At 61.8% G+C, this 15,636-nt stretch carries 12 protein-coding genes; 8 read left to right on the top strand and 4 right to left on the bottom strand.

Annotation, left to right across the window (positions count from 1 at the left end):
* Positions 1 to 164: 164 nt before the first annotated feature.
* Both rodA and DT23_RS13670 read left to right on the top strand, forming a co-directional pair.
* Complete coding sequence (gene rodA, locus DT23_RS13675; RefSeq protein WP_038132102.1) at positions 165 to 1,310, top strand: rod shape-determining protein RodA; 1,146 nt, start codon at positions 165 to 167, stop codon at positions 1,308 to 1,310.
* Complete coding sequence (locus DT23_RS13670) at positions 1,307 to 2,248, top strand: 2-hydroxyacid dehydrogenase (RefSeq protein WP_038132101.1); 942 nt, start codon at positions 1,307 to 1,309, stop codon at positions 2,246 to 2,248. The genes rodA and DT23_RS13670 overlap by 4 nt, the downstream gene beginning before the upstream one ends.
* Before the next feature lie 56 nt (positions 2,249 to 2,304).
* Here DT23_RS13670 and hisG read toward each other — a convergent pair whose 3' ends face one another.
* From hisG to hisS, 3 genes are read right to left on the bottom strand one after another with little or no spacing between them, the layout of a single operon-like run.
* Positions 2,305 to 3,012: an ATP phosphoribosyltransferase gene (gene hisG / locus DT23_RS13665; RefSeq protein ID WP_038132098.1), complete on the bottom strand. Its 708-nt coding sequence runs from the start codon at positions 3,010 to 3,012 to the stop codon at positions 2,305 to 2,307.
* Positions 3,009 to 4,079: an ATP phosphoribosyltransferase regulatory subunit gene (locus tag DT23_RS13660; protein ID WP_038132097.1), complete on the bottom strand. Its 1,071-nt coding sequence runs from the start codon at positions 4,077 to 4,079 to the stop codon at positions 3,009 to 3,011. The genes hisG and DT23_RS13660 overlap by 4 nt, the downstream gene beginning before the upstream one ends.
* A gap of 3 nt (positions 4,080 to 4,082) precedes the next feature.
* A complete protein-coding gene (gene hisS / locus DT23_RS13655) occupies positions 4,083 to 5,582 on the bottom strand; it encodes a histidine--tRNA ligase (protein ID WP_038132096.1) in 1,500 nt (499 codons plus the stop codon).
* Positions 5,583 to 5,657: 75 nt separating this feature from the next.
* Here hisS and DT23_RS13650 point away from each other — a divergent pair, with 75 nt between their 5' ends.
* The gene (locus DT23_RS13650; protein WP_038132094.1) at positions 5,658 to 5,864 is read left to right on the top strand and encodes a SlyX family protein; all 207 of its coding nucleotides are present in this window, start codon (positions 5,658 to 5,660) and stop codon (positions 5,862 to 5,864) included.
* Positions 5,858 to 6,289 (top strand): hypothetical protein, encoded by a 432-nt coding sequence (locus tag DT23_RS13645; RefSeq protein ID WP_156023959.1) that lies wholly within the window; start codon positions 5,858 to 5,860, stop codon positions 6,287 to 6,289. Before DT23_RS13650 ends, DT23_RS13645 begins: the two co-directional genes overlap by 7 nt.
* Here DT23_RS13645 and dnaE read toward each other — a convergent pair.
* Positions 6,286 to 9,789 (bottom strand): DNA polymerase III subunit alpha, encoded by a 3,504-nt coding sequence (dnaE, locus tag DT23_RS13640; RefSeq protein WP_038132104.1) that lies wholly within the window; start codon positions 9,787 to 9,789, stop codon positions 6,286 to 6,288. The two genes, DT23_RS13645 and dnaE, sit on opposite strands and share 4 nt — an antisense overlap.
* 233 nt (positions 9,790 to 10,022) lie before the next feature.
* Between dnaE and xdhA the strand changes: the two genes are divergently transcribed.
* The 4 genes from xdhA to DT23_RS13620 all read left to right on the top strand — a co-directional run.
* Positions 10,023 to 11,396: a xanthine dehydrogenase small subunit gene (gene xdhA, locus DT23_RS13635; RefSeq protein ID WP_038132092.1), complete on the top strand. Its 1,374-nt coding sequence runs from the start codon at positions 10,023 to 10,025 to the stop codon at positions 11,394 to 11,396.
* Positions 11,393 to 13,720 (top strand): xanthine dehydrogenase molybdopterin binding subunit, encoded by a 2,328-nt coding sequence (gene xdhB / locus DT23_RS13630; RefSeq protein WP_038132089.1) that lies wholly within the window; start codon positions 11,393 to 11,395, stop codon positions 13,718 to 13,720. The genes xdhA and xdhB overlap by 4 nt, the downstream gene beginning before the upstream one ends.
* Complete coding sequence (gene xdhC, locus DT23_RS13625; protein ID WP_038132088.1) at positions 13,717 to 14,652, top strand: xanthine dehydrogenase accessory protein XdhC; 936 nt, start codon at positions 13,717 to 13,719, stop codon at positions 14,650 to 14,652. The genes xdhB and xdhC overlap by 4 nt, the downstream gene beginning before the upstream one ends.
* A partial coding sequence (locus DT23_RS13620) for an ABC transporter ATP-binding protein (RefSeq protein WP_038132087.1) occupies positions 14,649 to 15,636 on the top strand: 988 nt, incomplete at its 3' end. The genes xdhC and DT23_RS13620, both read left to right, overlap by 4 nt.

Genomic DNA, 15,636 nt, shown 5'->3' with positions numbered 1-15,636 from the left:
GCCGCGCCTATCGCGCGCGATATGCTGCTATTTGCCTTGGCCGGCGGCCTGCCCCCGGATGAGGCCTATCCTTCCTTCGCGCGCGCCAAAGCCAAGGCGCTGAACACGTCGCTGGATCTGGTAGACCCGGAAACCGTACAAAAACCACAGGCGAAATCGCGCGCATGAGCTATCTCGAATCCAATCTCAAGACCGTGCCCACGGGCTGGCGCAAGCTGTTTTATATGAACTGGCCGCTGGTGTTTTTGCTGACCGCCGTGGCCTCTGCCGGGTTCTTGATGCTGTATTCCGTTGCAGGCGGCAACATTCACACCTGGGCCGAACCGCAAATGAAGCGTTTCGCCGTCGGAATGGTGGCAATGTTCGCCGTCGCCTTCGTGCCGATCTGGTTCTGGCGCAACGTCTCGGCGCTGGCCTATATCATCGCGCTGTTGCTGCTGGTGGCGGTGGAATTGTTCGGCGCAATCGGCATGGGCGCGCAGCGCTGGCTTGAAATCGGGCCGGTGCGGATTCAGCCCTCCGAGTTGATGAAGATCACTCTCGTGATGCTTCTGGCGGCCTATTACGACTGGCTGCCGGTCGATAAAGTCTCGCGTCCGCAATGGGTTGCGGTCCCCGCGCTGATTATCTTGGTGCCCACGTTTTTGGTGCTCGCACAGCCTGATCTGGGAACGGCGGTGATGCTGGTGCTGGGCGGGGCCCTGGTGATGTTCGCAGCCGGGGTGTCATTTTGGTATTTTGGCACGGTGATCGCGCTGGTGGTGGCGTTGATTTTTGGTGTGATGGAAAGCCGGGGCACCGATTGGCAGTTGCTGCATGACTATCAATACAAGCGCGTCGATACGTTCCTCGACCCCGGCAGCGACCCGCTGGGCGCGGGCTATAACATCATGCAGGCGCAGATCGCGCTGGGATCGGGCGGCTGGTCGGGGCGCGGTTTCATGCAAGGCACGCAATCGCGGCTGAACTTCCTGCCCGAGAAACACACCGATTTCATCTTTACCACGCTGGCCGAGGAATTCGGCTTTGTCGGCGCGTTTTCCCTGCTCGTGCTGTACGCCGGGATCATCGGCTTTGCGCTTTATACCGCGATGATGACGAAAGACCGCTTTGCCTCCTTGCTGAGTTTCGGGGTGGCGGGGACGTTCTTTTTCTTCTTCGCGATCAATATGGCGATGGTGATGGGGCTGATGCCGGTGGTCGGCGTGCCGCTACCATTGGTCAGTTACGGGGGTACCGCAATGATGATCCTGCTCGCAGCCTTCGGGCTGGTGCAAAGCGCGCATATTCATAGACCGAGGCAGGGATGATGCGGGTTCTTTTTGCCGATAAACCCGAGAACTGGCCACGTTACGAGGCCGCGCTGAACGCGGCTTTCGTGCAAGCCGGATTGAACGCCGAGATTTTTCAACCCGGCGAGGTCGCGCCCGACAGCATCGACTATATCGTCTATTCCCCCCAAGGTCCGGTGCAGGATTTCACGCCCTTCACCCGCGCCAAGGCGGTCCTCAATCTTTGGGCGGGCGTCGAGCGCGTGGTGGGCAATGCGACCCTGACGCAGCCGCTGTGCCGAATGGTTGATGCCGGGCTAGAACGCGGCATGGTCGAATATGTCACGGGCCATGTGCTGCGCTATCATCTTGGGCTGGATGCAACGCTGGCGCAGCAGGACGGGGTCTGGCGCCATGACGGAGGTGTGCCGCCGCTCGCGCGCAATCGCAGCGTCGTGGTGCTGGGGCTCGGCGCGCTTGGCGCGGCCTGTGCGCAGGCGCTTGTTGCGCTTGGGTTTGACGTAACGGGTTGGAGCCGCACGCAAAAGGAAATCGCAGGTGTGACCTGTCTGAGCGGCGCGGATGGATTCAATCAAGCGTTGGGCCGCGCGGAAATTCTTGTGTCGATCCTGCCCGATACGCCTGAAACAACCGATCTGCTGAACGCGCAAACGCTGGCGTTGCTGCCCAAAGGGGCTGCGATCATCAATCCGGGTCGCGGTACGTTGATTGATGATGACGCCCTATTGGCTGCACTGGATGCAGGGCAGATCGGACATGCGACGCTGGATGTGTTTCGCATCGAACCTCTGCCCGCCGCACACCCCTTTTGGGCGCATCCGCGCGTCACCGTCACACCCCATATCGCGGCGGAAAGCCGGGCGGAAACCGCATCAGAGGTGGTGGCTGAAAACATCCGGCGTGGTGAAGCAGGAGAGCCGTTGCTCTATCTCGTGGACCGGGCGCGCGGGTATTGAGCGGCTGGGGGTTTCACACCCCCAGACCCCCGTGGGATATTTCTAAAGAGCGAAAATCAGAGCGCGGGCGCGTCTAGGCCCAACTGCTGCGCCAAGGCGGCAAGATGGGTTTCATGGCCTGACCAATCGGCGGCGCGCGCGGCGAACAGCGTTGCTTGTGATTGGTGAATAAGCGCGTCGGACAGGATTTTCAGGTGGTTGGCCCGCAGCGTTTCGCCGCTAGAGGTGATGTCGGCGATCGCCTCGGCGGTGAGATTGGCGATTGTGCCTTCGGTCGCGCCTTGGCTGTCGACCAATTGCCAATCGGCCACGCCCTGTTGCGTCAGGAATTCACGCACCAGACGATGATATTTGGTCGCGATGCGCAAACGGAACCCGTGGGCTGCGCGAAACTGATGCGCGGCGGCGTCGAGGTCTTCGAGGCAATCGACATCGGCCCAGCAATCGGGCACGGCGATGATCAGATCGGCATGGCCAAAGCCCATCGGGGCGAGGCTCGCGACCTGACTTTCCCAATCGGCCAGCTTTTCTTGAACAAGGTCCGATCCGGTTACGCCCAGATGAATGCGCCCTGCCGCCAGCTCGCGCGGGATTTCGCCCGCCGATAGCAGCACAAGGCTGACGCCCTCCGCGCCCTCGACCGCGCCCGCGTATTCGCGTTCCGATCCGCTGCGTCTGAGCGTGACGCCGCGCGCGCCGAACCACTCGAACGTCTTTTCCATGAGCCGCCCCTTGGAGGGCACGCCGAGTTTGATCGTGCTCATAACTGCGCCTCCAGATCGGCCAAAAGCCCCGCGCGGATCACGCCGCCGACTGCCGGAATTTCACGCCCCTGCCCCAGATGGCGGGTCAGCGCATCATAGCGCCCGCCCGTGGCCACAGGGGGTAGCGCGGGGTCTGCGGCGGTAAAGGTGAAGACGAAACCGTCGTAATATTCCATCGTCGATCGGCCATGACTGGCGTCAAATTGCAGGGCTGTCAGGTCGATTCCGCGGCGCGCCAGCGCCTCTAGGCGGTGTTCGAGACGCGTGATTGCGGGGGTGAGAGGGGCGATATTCAACGCGCGCAACTGCGCAGGTGCATCGCTTGCAGGGCAACGCAGCGCCGCCAGTGCGTTGAGGGCGGTGACCGAAGTGATCGGCAGTGGCGCAGCGGCCGCGTCGGCTTGCAGCGCGGCAATGCGGGCGGCCATTTCTTCGGGTTGGCGCAGCCCGATCCAAGGGGCGTCCGACCGGGCACCGTTCAACAGATCAACGCGCGCCTTGGGCACCGCAATCTGGCCGCTATAGCGCGCCAGAAGGTGTTGGAACCGCTTGGGCCGCCAGATGTGGCGCGCGAGCGCCGCCTTGCGCGCGGGCAGCGTCTCAAGCCCGTCGACTGCCGCGCGCAGCAGCCCCATATCGCCAATCGTGGCCGACAGGTTCACATTGGCCAAAAGGCTGGCAAACAGCGCGAAAACCTCGGCATCGGCGGCTTCGGGATCGGCGCGGTCGAAAATCTCGAAACCCGCTTGAAAATATTCATTGCTGCGCGCGGGACCGCGATGATCCTGACGGCGAAACACTTCGCCCGCATAGGCGTAGCGCGCGGGGTCTGCGCCATTCGCCATGTGTTCCTGAACGACGGGCAAGGTGAAATCGGGGCGCAGCATCATTTCGCCACGCAAAGGGTCGGCGGTGACATAGGCGCGTGCGCGGATATCCTCGCCGTAAAGGTCCAAAAGCGCCTCGGCGGGTTGCAAGAGGTCGGGGGTGATTTCTTGCGCGCCTGCGGCCAGAAACGCCTGCAGCAACCGCGCCGCCATCGCCCTTGATTGCGCCTTGTCGGCCATGGATCAATCCTCGTAGCGCGCAAGGATCTCTTGCACTTTTTCAACCATTTCGCCGATTGGAACCTCGAATTGCGCGGGTTGGGATTTCCATTCTTCAACTGTTGCGTCTTGCGCGATCTTTGCGCCAAGGATCAGATCCTTGACCTGCACGACGCCGCGCTCGGCCTCGTCAGCGCCCTGAATAATCGCCACGGGGCTTTGGCGTTTGTCGGCATATTTGAGTTGATTGCCGAAGTTTTTCGGATTGCCCAAGTAAACCTCGGCGCGGATGCCAGCGGCGCGCAGTTGCGCAGCCATTGCCATGTAATCCCCCATCCGGTCACGATCCATCACGGTCACCACGACCGGGCCTTGGGCAGTGCCGCCCAAACGGCCCTTGGCGCGCAGCGCGGCCAGCAGGCGATCCACCCCGATCGAGACGCCCGTCGCGGGCACGGCCTGACCAGTGAAGCGCTTGACCAGATCGTCATAGCGCCCGCCCCCGGCGACCGAGCCGAACTGACGTTTGCGCCCCTTCTCGTCGAGGATTTCGAAGGTCAGTTCGGCCTCGAAAACCGGGCCGGTGTAATAGCCAAGTCCGCGCACGACCGAAGGGTCGATCACGATGCGGTCGGGGCCGTAGCCTTGCGCGTCGAGCAATTGCGCGATCTGTTCGAGTTCGGCCACGCCTTCGGCGCCCAGATCTGACCCGACCACCAAATCCCGCAGACGCGCGCAGGTCGCCGCATTATCGGCGCGTTTGGCCTCCATGAATCCCATCACCGTGTCGGCCTGCGTATCACTCAGCCCGGCGCCCTTCGTAAAGTCGCCCGACTCGTCCATCCGGCCTTCACCGATCAGTGCGCGCACGCCCGCCTCGCCGAACTTGTCGAACTTGTCGATGGCGCGCAGGACGGTGCCGCGCTCGGCCTCGAATTTGGTGGGATCGGAGGGATCCAAGACGCCTGCGACCTCCATCACGCCGTTCAGCACTTTGCGGTTGTTCACCCGCACCACGTAATCGCCGCGATCAATCCCGACGGCTTCCAGCGCATCGGCCAGCATCGCGCAGATCTCGGCATCGGCGGCCACCGAGGGTGCGCCCACCGTATCGGCATCACATTGATAAAACTGGCGAAAACGGCCCGGACCGGGTTTCTCGTTGCGCCAGACCGGACCCATAGTATAGCGCCGATACGGGCTGGGCAGATCGTTGCGATATTGCGCGGCCACGCGGGCGAGCGGCGCGGTCATGTCATAGCGCAGCGCCAGCCATTTGCCGTCGTCATCCTCTTGCCAGGCGAACACACCCTCGTTCGGACGATCCACATCGGGCAGGAACTTGCCCAGCGCCTCGACCGTCTCGATGGCCGAGGTTTCCAGCGCCTCAAAGCCATGCGCGCGGTAAACCCGCGCAATCGCGTCGAGCATCTCGGCCCGCTCGGTCACCTCGGCACCGAAATAGTCGCGAAAGCCTTTAGGGGCTTCTGCGCGCGGGCGGGGCTGTTTTTTCTCTTTGGCCATTGGCTTGCACCTGATCTGATCTCGCGCGAGGGTGTAGCCCAAGGGGCAGGCCCCGGCAAGCGATAGGGACATTAGATGCAAGATCGGATCGAGCGGGCGGAGGAACAGATCGCCCATCTGAGCAAAGCGATAGAGGAACTTTCCGATGTGGCGCTGGAACAATCGCGCCGGATCGAGCGGTTGGAACGCCAGTTGGGCCTGATAATAGAGCGCGAGGCGGAACGCGAATTTGACAGTGGCGGTTCGGTTCCGCTGGCCGATCAAAAGCCGCCCCATTGGTGAAGATGCGCGCGCTTTGGGCCTTTGGGGCCACGCTGATCGGCCTGCAATTGCTGGTCTATCTCGGGCTGCTGGTATGGCCCGAGCGCACTGATCTGCAAGGCGCGATGATGCGGTTTTCGGACTGGCAGGGCACGGGCGCGCTGGCGGTGCAGATTTTTGCGCTGCTGCCGCTCTTGATGGTGCTGGCATGGCAATTGCGTCGCCATGCGCAGGCGCGGCTGTTGCTGCTGGGGACGTTGATTTTAAGCGGCGCGCTTGTGGTCTGCGCGTGGCTTGAGCTGTGGTTGATCCAGGCGGCGCTCACCGATCTGATCAATATGCACGACCGCGCGCAGGAGCTTGTGGTCTTGCGTTGGGGCGAGGCCGCGATTGCGCTTGCAGCGGCGATCACCCTGCGCCTTAGCTATGTGTCGCGCGCGCTTTAGACCTCTTCGACCTGCCCCACGCCGCGCAACGAGCGCAGCGCGCCTTTGACCTGAGGATTGACCGGGAACTCGCGCCCGCTGGCGATTTTATAACGGCAATTGCGTTCAGAATCGTAGACCATGAAGGCGACGGGGCCGCGCGTGCGCACCTTACCCTCTTGCTCCAACCGCTCCAGCAGCGAGGCAATCGAGGGCAGCGCAATCGCGTCATCGACATGGATCAGCAGCCCCGAAGCCCCTGCATCCGCCGTCGCCTTGTCCATCGGTTGCGCCGATGAGGCCACCATGCGCACCGATTCCCCGTCAACCTCGACCTTGACGGTCAGCACCAGCAGATTGCCGGTTTCCAGAACATCGCGGCAGGCCTCCAGCGCCTCGGACCAGAAGGCGACCTCGTAGGGGCCGCTGGCATCGGAAAGCGCGACAAAGGCGAACCGATTGCCCTTGGCCGATTTCTTTTCGCGCACCGAGGCGACCTCACCCGCGATTCGCGTCACGAAAGATCCGTCAACCGCCTTGCGCTGCACCTCCTCCCAGCTCAGCACATTTTTGCGCTTGAGAGCGGGCAGGAAATCTTCGATCGGGTGGCCAGACAGGTAGAACCCGATCGCCTTGTGTTCCTCTGACAGCCGTTCACCGGGCAGCCAGTCATCGGTATCGGCCATGCGCGGCGGCGGCAGATCATCGCCCGCCTCACCGAACAGCGAGACCTGCGCCGATTCGCGTGCCTCAATCACCGCACCCGACCACGCCATCAGCGATTCGAGCGACTCAAACACCCGCTTGCGGTTGGGATCGAGCAGATCGAACGCCCCCGCCCGCGCCAGCATTTCCAGCGGGCGTTTGCCGACACGTTTCATATCGACCCGGCGCGCGAAGTCGAACAGGTCGGTGAAATCGCCCCCCGCCTCGCGCGCATCCACGATCATCTGCATCGCATCCGAGCCGACATTTTTCAGCGCGCCCAGCGCATAGACCAGCTTTTGATCGACCACGTCGAAACTCGCCAGCGAGCGGTTGACGCAAGGCGGGATGATCTCGATCCCGAGCTTTTTCTGCACCTCGTCGGCGTAAACGGCCAGCTTGTCGGTCAGGTGAATATCACAATTCATCACCCCGCCCATGAATTCGACCGGATGGTTGGCCTTAAGCCAACCTGTGTAATAGCTGACCACCGCATAGGCGGCGGCGTGGGATTTGTTGAACCCGTAATTGGCGAATTTTTCGAGCAGGTCAAAGACTTCCGAGGCTTTCTTCTTGTCGACCCCGTTCTGCGCCGCGCCTGCCTCGAATTTCGGGCGTTCGGCGTCCATCGCCTCTTTGATCTTTTTCCCCATCGCGCGGCGCAACAGGTCAGCGCCGCCAAGCGAGTAGCCCGCCATGACCTGCGCGATCTGCATCACCTGTTCCTGATAAACGATAATGCCTTGGGTTTCTTCAAGGATATGGTCAATCGTGGGATGCACTGAAGTGATCTTTTTAAGGCCGTTCTTCACCTCGCAATAGGTCGGAATATTCTCCATCGGGCCGGGACGATACAGCGCCACAAGCGCCACGATGTCCTCGATACAGGTGGGTTTCATCTGGCGCAGCGCCGATTTCATACCCTCCGATTCCACCTGAAACACCGCGACCGTTTTCGCATCGGCGTAAAGTTTATAAGTCTTTTCATCATCTAACGGGATCAAGTTGATCTGGTTTTCGGCCCCCTCGGCAGGCTCATACAACTGGTTCCCCGCCGCATCGACATGCAGCGGGCGGCCCGATTTGAAAATCAGGTTCATCGCCGATTGCACCACAGTCAGCGTTTTCAGACCCAGAAAGTCGAACTTCACCAGACCGGCCTGTTCCACCCATTTCATGTTGAACTGCGTGGCGGGCATATCCGAGCGCGGATCCTGATACAGCGGCACCAGCTCATCAATCGGGCGATCACCAATCACCACACCAGCCGCGTGAGTCGAGGCATTGCGCAGCAGCCCCTCAACCGCCTTGGCGTAATCGAGCAGGCGCGCCACGACCTCTTCATTGCGCGCGGCTTCACGCAAACGCGGCTCATCGGCCAGCGCCTTTTCAATGGAAACGGGTTTGACCCCCTCGACCGGAATCATCTTGGACAGCTTGTCGACCTGCCCGTAAGACATCTGCAACACGCGGCCCACATCACGCACCGCCGCCTTGGACAGAAGCGCGCCGAAGGTGATGATTTGCCCCACCTTGTCGCGGCCGTATTTCTCTTGCACGTAGCGGATCACCTCTTCGCGGCGATCCATGCAAAAGTCGATATCGAAGTCGGGCATCGACACGCGTTCCGGGTTCAAAAAGCGTTCGAACAGCAGGCTATAGCGCAGCGGATCGAGGTCGGTGATGGTCAGCGCATAAGCGACCAGCGAACCCGCCCCCGAGCCCCGCCCCGGCCCCACCGGAATGTCGTGATCCTTGGCCCATTTGATAAAATCGGCCACGATCAGGAAATAGCCGGGAAAGCCCATCTGTTCGATGATATCGAGCTCGAATTTCAGCCGTGCCTCGTAGTCTTCGACCGGGGCGGCCTGCTCGATCACGGCGAGACGCGCGCGCAAGCCGTCCCACGCCTGACGGCGCAATTCCTCGACCTCGTCATCAGCGAATTTCGGCAGGATCGGATCGCGGCGATAGGTGGCAAAGGCGCAGCGTTTCGCGATCTCGACGGTGTTTTCCACCGCCTCGGGCAGATCGGCAAACAGCGCCACCATCTCCCCCTCGGATTTGAAATAATGCTGCGGAGTCAAACGCCTGCGCGGTTCGGACTGATCGACATAGGCGCCTTCGGCAATGCAAAGCATCGCGTCATGCGCCTCGTAAATATCGGATTTCGGAAAATAGACATCGTTGGTCGCCACCAGCGGCAACCCGATCTCATAGGCCCATTCGACAAAGGGACGCTCGGTCGCAATCTCTCCTTTGGTCAGCGCCCCGCCCTCGCCCGGATGGCGCTGCAATTCGACGTAAGCCCGTGTCGGATAGATCGCCGCCAGCCGTTCCAGCAGCGCGCGCGCCCTGGCGGTCTGACCCGCCTGAATCAATCGCCCCACAGGGCCATCCGCGCCACCCGTCAGACAGATTAGCCCCTCGGAATGGGCCTCAAGCTCCTCAACCGTCACCTGAATCTGCGCGCCATGCTTGTCCAGATACAGGCAGGAATTCAGCTTCATCAGGTTTTCATAGCCGCGCTCGGATTGCGCCAGCAGGACAATCGGTGCAGGCGCACGCGGGCGCTCGCCGGGCTGGGCGGGATCATATTCCACCGAGACCTGACAGCCGATAATCGGCTGCAAGCCTGCGCCCAGTGCCGTCACGGAAAACTCCAATGCGGCGAACATGTTATTGGTATCGGTGACCGCAACGGCGGGCATTTTCGCCGCGTCGCACAGCTTCACCAGTTTCTTGGCGGGCACGGCGCCTTCCAGCAGAGAATACTCGGTATGGACGCGCAGATGAATGAATCGGGGGCTTTTCATAGCGCCACGATAGGGCGGCAGAGAGGCGGCGAAAAGTGCCAAAACCACCGGACTGCATTTGCCCCCATCGCACAAAATTTGATCGCTAGGTCAGTTTTCAGGCGTTGGACCCGCTCAAATCCCTTGCCAAGCCCGCCCCTGATCGGCTTTGCTAGCAAAACGCGCCTTCTCTACGCCGCATCGAGCGGGCGCGCGGTGGATCGGGACACAGGGTAAGGCGGCGGAATACTCGCATGGACATCACGTTTCTTCTCAACGGAGAAACCCGGAGCGTCGCGGTCACGGACCCCACGCAATCAGTGCTGGACTGGTTGCGCGCCGAGGGGCTGAGCGGCACCAAAGAGGGCTGCAACGAGGGCGATTGCGGGGCGTGTTCCGTCCTGCTGACTGATGGCGATGGCACCAAGCCGCTGAATGCCTGTCTGATGATGATGCCGCATTTGCAGGGCAAAGCCTTGCGCACGGTTGAGGGGATCGCGGGGCCGGATGGCACGCTGCACCCGGTGCAACAGGCGATGATCGACCATCACGGCTCGCAATGCGGGTTCTGCACGCCGGGGTTTGTGGTCACGATGGCGGGCGCGCATCTGAATGGCGCAAGCGATTTTGATGACCAACTGGCGGGCAACCTGTGCCGCTGCACCGGCTACGCTCCAATTATCCGCGCCGCCAAGGTTGCACAAAGCGCGCCGGTCCCCGACTGGATGCGAGATCATCCTGTTGAATTTGCTGAAATTTCGCTTACCGACGGCCAACCCGCTTTTTTACCGCGCAGCTCCGATGAGCTTGCCGCATGGTATCTGGACCACCCCAATGCCACGCTGATCGCAGGGGCCACCGATGTCGGGCTTTGGGTGACCAAGCAGCTTCGCGATCTCGGGAAGGTCGCGTTTCTTGGCGGTTGCAGTGATCTGCAACAGATCAGGGAAACACCGGACAGCTTCATCATCGGCGCAGGCGTCACCATCGCCGCCCTGCGCAAGGCCATGACGACCCCGCACCCGAGTTTCGCGGAATTGCTGCGCCGATTTGCCTCGGAACAGGTGCGCCAAGCCGCCACGATCGGGGGCAATATCGCCAATGGCTCGCCGATTGGCGACAGCGCGCCTGCGTTGATCGCGATGGGCGCCAAGCTGACTTTGCGGCGCGGCGATGCCCTGCGCACCATCGCGCTGGAGGATTTCTTCATCGAGTATGGCAAGCAAGACCGCGCGCCGGGCGAGTTCGTGCACAGCTTAACCATACCGAAATCCGCCCCCGGGCTGGCTTGCTACAAATTGTCGAAAAGGTTCGATCAAGACATTTCTGCCGTGTGCGGATGCCTCAATTTAACCCAGGAAGGTGGAAAAACTGCAAGCGCGCGCATCGCCTTTGGCGGTATGGCTGGCACTCCGAAACGCGCACATGCGCTGGAAGCCGCGCTGATCGGCCAGCCGCTGAGCGAGGCCGCGATCACCGCCGCCCTGCCCGCCCTTGAAGAGGATTTCCAACCGATGTCGGATATGCGCGCCTCGAGCGCCTACCGGATGCAAGCGGCCAAGGCGATGGTGCTGCGCTATGGGCGCGAAGCGCGCGGCCAGCCCTCCATCCTTGAGGTGCAACCATGAGCATCGGCACCACGAAACCTCATGATTCTGCCCATCTGCACGTCACGGGCGCTGCGCGCTATGTCGATGATATTCCGGTGCCTGCGGGCAGTTTGCATCTGGCGTTCGGCCTGTCAGAGCACGCCCATGCCGACATCACCGATCTGGATCTGTCCGCCGTGCGCGCCGCACCCGGCGTCGTCAAAGTGCTTGTGGCTGGCGACATGCCTTTCGCCAACAACGCCTCACCCGCGCCCGACCCAGAACCGGTGCTGGCCGAGGGCGTGGTGCACTATATCGGTCAGCCGATTTTCCTCGTCGCCGCCACAAGCCATCTGGCCGCGCGCAAAGCCGCGCGTCTGGCGAAAATCTCCTATGATCCACGTCCCGCGATCCTGACCGTCGAAGACGCGCTGGCCGCCAACAGCCATTTTGAGGGCGGGCCCGTCACTTGGGCGCGCGGCGATGTCGCGGCAGGTTTTTCTCAAGCCACCTGTGTGGTTGAGGGCGCGCTTGATATTGGCGGGCAGGAACATTTCTACCTTGAGGGTCAAGCCGCGCTCGCGCTGCCCGATGATCAGGGCATGGTTATCCGCTGCTCGTCCCAGCACCCGACCGAGATCCAGCACAAGGTGGCCGAGGCCTTGGGCTGCGCGATGCATGACGTTCGCGTCGAGATGCGCCGGATGGGGGGCGGTTTTGGCGGCAAGGAAAGCCAGGGCAACCATCTTGCGATTGCTTGCGCGGTCATGGCGCGCGCCACTGGGCAAGCGTGCAAGATGCGGTATGATCGCGACGACGATATGATGATCACCGGCAAACGCCATGATTTCAAAGTGAAATATCGCATTGGCGCGGATGAGAACGGCGAGATTACCGCCGCCGAGTTCACCCATCTCGCGCGCTGCGGCTGGTCGCCTGACCTGAGCCTGCCGGTTTGTGATCGCGCAATGCTGCACGCAGATAGCGCGTATTTTCTGCCCAATATCCGCATCGAAAGCCATCGGCTGCGCACAAATACGCAATCCGCTACTGCGTTTCGCGGCTTTGGCGGCCCGCAAGGGATGCTCGCGACCGAGGCGGCGATGGATCATCTGGCCTTCGCAATGGGGTTAGACCCGCTGGAGCTGCGTCAGCGCAATTATTATGCGGCGGCGCTGGGGGCTTCCTGCCCCCAGACCCCCGGGGATATTTCGATCAAGAGGAAGGTGCAGACCACCCCTTACGGCCAGCCGGTCGATGATTTCATCCTCCATGAGCTGACAGAGAAGTTGCAGAAATCCGCGGAATTTGGCACCCGAAAGGCGGCTGTGGCCGCGTGGAATAGTACTAATGCGACATTAAAGAAGGGCATTGCGCTAAGTCCGGTCAAGTTCGGAATCTCGTTCACGCTCACCCATCTCAATCAGGCAGGCGCGCTGGTGCATGTTTACGCCGATGGCTCGATCCAGCTTAGTCATGGCGGCACCGAGATGGGCCAAGGGCTGCATCGCAAGGTCTGTCAGGTGGCCGCGCAGGTGTTCGGTGTGAATGACGGCTCGGTACGCATCACCGCCACCGCCACCGATAAGGTGCCCAACACTTCGGCCACGGCGGCGTCTTCGGGAGCGGATCTGAACGGAATGGCGGTGAAAGCGGCGTGTGAAACGATCAAAGGACGGATGGCTGAGTTTTTGGCCAAGCAGGCAGGTTGCGCGCCCCAAGATGTGCGCTTTGAGGGCGGGGAGGTAATCGTGGGCAACACCGCCGTGCCCTTCGCCAAGGCTGTGAAACTGGCCTATGAATCGCGCATCTCGCTATCCTCCACGGGGTTTTATGCCACGCCCGAGATCAGCTGGGACAGGCTAAAAGGCCAAGGCCGCCCGTTCTTTTATTTCGCCTATGGCGCGGCGATCAGCGAAGTGGTGATCGACACGTTGACGGGCGAAAACCGCATCCTGCGCACCGATATTTTGCATGACGCGGGGGCCTCGCTGAACCCCGGAATCGACATTGGCCAGATCGAAGGCGGCTATGTGCAAGGCGCGGGCTGGCTGACGACCGAAGAGTTGGTTTGGGACGACAAGGGGCGTCTGTGCACGCATGCGCCGTCGACCTACAAGATCCCCGCCTGCTCGGATCGGCCGCGCATTTTTAACGTCGCACTATGGGATCAGCCCAATCGCGTCGAGACAATCTATCGGTCGAAAGCGACGGGTGAGCCACCGTTCATGCTCGCGATTTCGGCCTATCTTGCGCTTGGCAATGCCTGCCAAGCCTGCGGCCCGAACTGGCCCGATCTGCAAACTCCGGCAACGCCAGAGGCGGTTCTGGCTGCGGTGAACCGTGCGCGGGGGACGCCATGAGCCTTGATCCCGCATACCTCGTAAAAATGGCAGATCACGGTCGGTTCACGCGCGTCGTCGTGGCACGCGCGCAGGGCTCTACCCCGCGTGAGGAAGGGGCGGCTATGCTGGTTTGGCCGGATCGAGTGATCGGCACGATTGGCGGCGGTGCCTTGGAGTTTTCCGCCATAGAATCTGCGCGTAAAGGTTTGCAAGGGTTACAGAAAGTTCCGCTTGGTCCCGCGATGGGGCAGTGCTGCGGCGGGGCGGTCGTTCTGGGGTATGAGGCATGGGATAGCGCAAAAATCACGCAAATCTCAGGTGAATTTCATGCACGTTCGCTGGGACATTCCACGGCGCAGCCGCTCGCCGTGACGCGCGCGCTGGCGCGGTTGCGCGATCGCGGTGAGATACCCAAAATGCTGATTGAGGACTGGCTGATCGAACCGGTTACTCCGCCCGCCACACCGATCTGGATCTGGGGGGCGGGCCATGTCGGGCGCGCGCTGATTGGCGTGTTGCACCCCCTGCCCGGCCTCGCGATCACCTGGGCCGATAGTGGGGCCGCGCGCTTTCCCGACGCGATCCCCGAAGGCGTCACGCCGCTGATTGCGCACAACCCCGCCGATCTGGTGACGCTTGCGCCGCGCGATGCCCATCACATCGTGCTGACCTATTCGCACGCGCTCGATCTGGAGCTGTGCCATCGCTTGCTCAATCACGGGATTGGCGCGCTTGGCTTGATCGGGTCGCAGACGAAATGGGCACGGTTTCGCAGCCGCCTCGCGGCCCTTGGCCACTCAGATGCACAAATTTCAGGCATTGCCTGCCCAATAGGCGATCCAAGCCTTGGCAAGCACCCTCAAGCCATTGCTTTGGGCGTCGCGGGCGCGCTAGTGAAGAGGTTAAGCGCAGGACACACTGCGCCAAGGGAAAGGGTGCGCGCCGGGTGAGCGAGCTGTTACAGATCGAAGGCCTCACCAAGGCCTATCCCGGGGTCGTGGCCAACGACGGCGTGGCCCTGCGCGTGCGTCCGGGTGAGGTGCATGCGCTGCTGGGCGAGAACGGCGCGGGCAAATCCACCTTGGTCAAGATGATCTACGGCTTGGTCAAACCTGATAGCGGCGCGATGATGTTTCAGGGCGCGCCCTACGCCCCCGTCGATCCGCGTGCGGCGCGCGCGGCTGGCGTGGCGATGGTGTTTCAGCATTTCTCGCTGTTTGAGGCGCTAAGCGTGGCCGAGAACGTTGCCCTCGGCATGGAAAACCCGCCACCAATGCGCCAGTTGGCAGCAAAGATTCGCGCGATTTCCAACGACTACGGGCTGCCCCTTGATCCCGCGCGCTTGGTCGGTGATCTGTCCGCAGGCGAGCGTCAGCGCGTCGAAATCGTGCGCTGCTTGCTGCAAGATCCCAAGCTGCTGATCATGGACGAGCCGACCTCGGTTCTGACCCCGCAAGAGGTTGATATCCTCTTCAAAACATTGCGCAAACTCTCGTCTGAGGGCACCGCGATTCTGTATATCTCACATAAGCTCGAAGAGATCCGCGCGCTATGTGAGGCGGCGACAATCCTGCGCGGCGGCAAAGTCGTGGATCATTGCGATCCGCGCGAGAAAAGCGCGCGCGAGTTGGCGGAGTTGATGGTTGGGGCCGAGCTGAAAGTGACCGATCGCGCAACGCGAAAACCCGGCGAGGTCGTGTTGAACGTCACCGATTTGTCCCTGCCGCCGATGTCGCAATTTGGCCCAGCGCTGAAAGAGATCGGCTTTGAATTGCGTGCCGGAGAGGTGCTGGGAATCGGTGGGGTTGCGGGCAACGGCCAGGAAGAATTGCTGGCCACGCTGTCCGGCGAGCGCCCCTCGAAACATGGCACGGTTGTGCTGTCGGGGGCGGATGTTTCCGCGCTTGGCCCTAATGCGCGGCGCGCCAAGGGGT

This window comes from Thioclava indica, assembly GCF_000714545.1.
GTDB classification, from domain to species: domain Bacteria; phylum Pseudomonadota; class Alphaproteobacteria; order Rhodobacterales; family Rhodobacteraceae; genus Thioclava; species Thioclava indica.
This window is presented reverse-complemented; position numbering and strand designations above follow the sequence as displayed.